General features: G+C 34.7%; 2 protein-coding genes and 1 pseudogene. 1 reads left to right on the top strand and 2 read right to left on the bottom strand.

The window, feature by feature from the left end:
- A pseudogene (locus ACFIMA_RS09650) lies at positions 1-348 on the top strand (hypothetical protein); the annotation flags it as partial.
- A 3-nt stretch (positions 349-351) separates the two neighbouring features.
- Here the strand turns inward: ACFIMA_RS09650 and ACFIMA_RS09645 are convergent.
- Positions 352-774: a type II toxin-antitoxin system HicB family antitoxin gene (locus ACFIMA_RS09645; RefSeq protein ID WP_375649820.1), complete on the bottom strand. Its 423-nt coding sequence runs from the start codon at positions 772-774 to the stop codon at positions 352-354.
- A gap of 59 nt (positions 775-833) precedes the next feature.
- Complete coding sequence (locus ACFIMA_RS09640) at positions 834-977, bottom strand: addiction module toxin, HicA family (RefSeq protein ID WP_375654038.1); 144 nt, start codon at positions 975-977, stop codon at positions 834-836.
- Positions 978-1,228 lie beyond the last annotated feature (251 nt).

Below are 1,228 nucleotides of genomic sequence, written 5' to 3'. Positions count from 1 at the left end.
CGGCTTTATTTGCAAGGCGAAATAAATCAAGACCAATATGATGCTGCGCAAAAATATCTTGAAGTGAAAAACAATTACCTATGTGCAAAAGCATTGCCTAATGCAATTTATGATGAAATGCCTACAACTTCTGATAACGGAGCAAGAAAGAAATGGGTACAGATAGCAACAGAACATCTTTTAGCTGTAAAAAATGTTGTTCAAGAAGCTCAATGTTTACACCGTCAATATAACCTTCATGCTGCATTACAGTATCTTGTCATAGAAGATCAATCACTACCACACCTTGTGCTTTCATTGCGGGTCGCTCTTAATGCGCTTTATAAACATTTTACGCAAAACCGGTAGTTTTCAAGCGGCGTCTTGGATATTAATGGCAACCTCTTTTCCAAGAGCAATGAGAGTGGATTCCAAGGCATCTAATTTGGTTGCGTGGTTTAAATCCAACAATCGGTCAATTTGTGTTGGATGAAGTTTTAAAAGACGTACGAGATCAGCTTTGCGTAAGTTTTTTTCAATCATAGCGTTATGTATTGCAATTTTTAAAGTCACCAATGAAGATACTTCAACAAAAGGATAGGCAATATCACGATGTCCAAAGGGAATAGGTTCACGATCTTGAAAACGCCCCATAATGACTGTTAAAAGTGCATTTTTAGCCTGTTCCAAAGCTTCTTTTTCATCGTTACCATAGGTAATAAATTCCTGAAAGTCTTTAGAGACGACTAGAAGAGTATCATTGTCATCTTTGATAAATTTGATTGCATATTTCATTTACACCTCCATATTCAGGCTTATTTTAGGTCAAGATCTTTAAGAATCTTCTGGACTAATCATGTTCCTAATTCTTTTCGCGTACCATGCATAGGTAAAACGGACTTTTTAGAACCGCGCTTTACAAGCAAATGTCCACCTTTCCCTGAAGTAAAACTGCAACCATGCTTTATAAGATATCTTTTCAATTCTTGACTATTCATTATAATAATATAACATCTAAAATGTTTCAATACAACATAAATGTTGTGCTGAAGGAAAATAAAGGACATCTTTTAAAACACCATATTTAGGTAAAAAAATACAAGATCATGATTTTTTTGTTGACATAGTGTAAAAAATCGTATTTAATGACGGTACTGCACTAGTTGTATTGTGTCTAAAATTCAAAAATATCCCCAAAAATTCAGTAAAATGTGAACTTGAAGCGTGGCTAGAAAGCCCTGTTTTCTTG

The sequence above is a fragment of the Bartonella sp. AP88HLJMH genome (genome assembly GCF_042195605.1).
In the GTDB taxonomy this organism is placed as follows: Bacteria; Pseudomonadota; Alphaproteobacteria; order Rhizobiales; family Rhizobiaceae; genus Bartonella.
This window is presented reverse-complemented; position numbering and strand designations above follow the sequence as displayed.

What these genes read in the sequence shown, in the direction of transcription:
- ACFIMA_RS09640 (WP_375654038.1), bottom strand. Translation starts at nt 977, where the DNA reads ATGAATAGTCAAGAATTGAAAAGATATCTTATAAAGCATGGTTGCAGT.
- ACFIMA_RS09645 (WP_375649820.1), bottom strand. Translation starts at nt 774, where the DNA reads ATGAAATATGCAATCAAATTTATCAAAGATGACAATGATACTCTTCTA.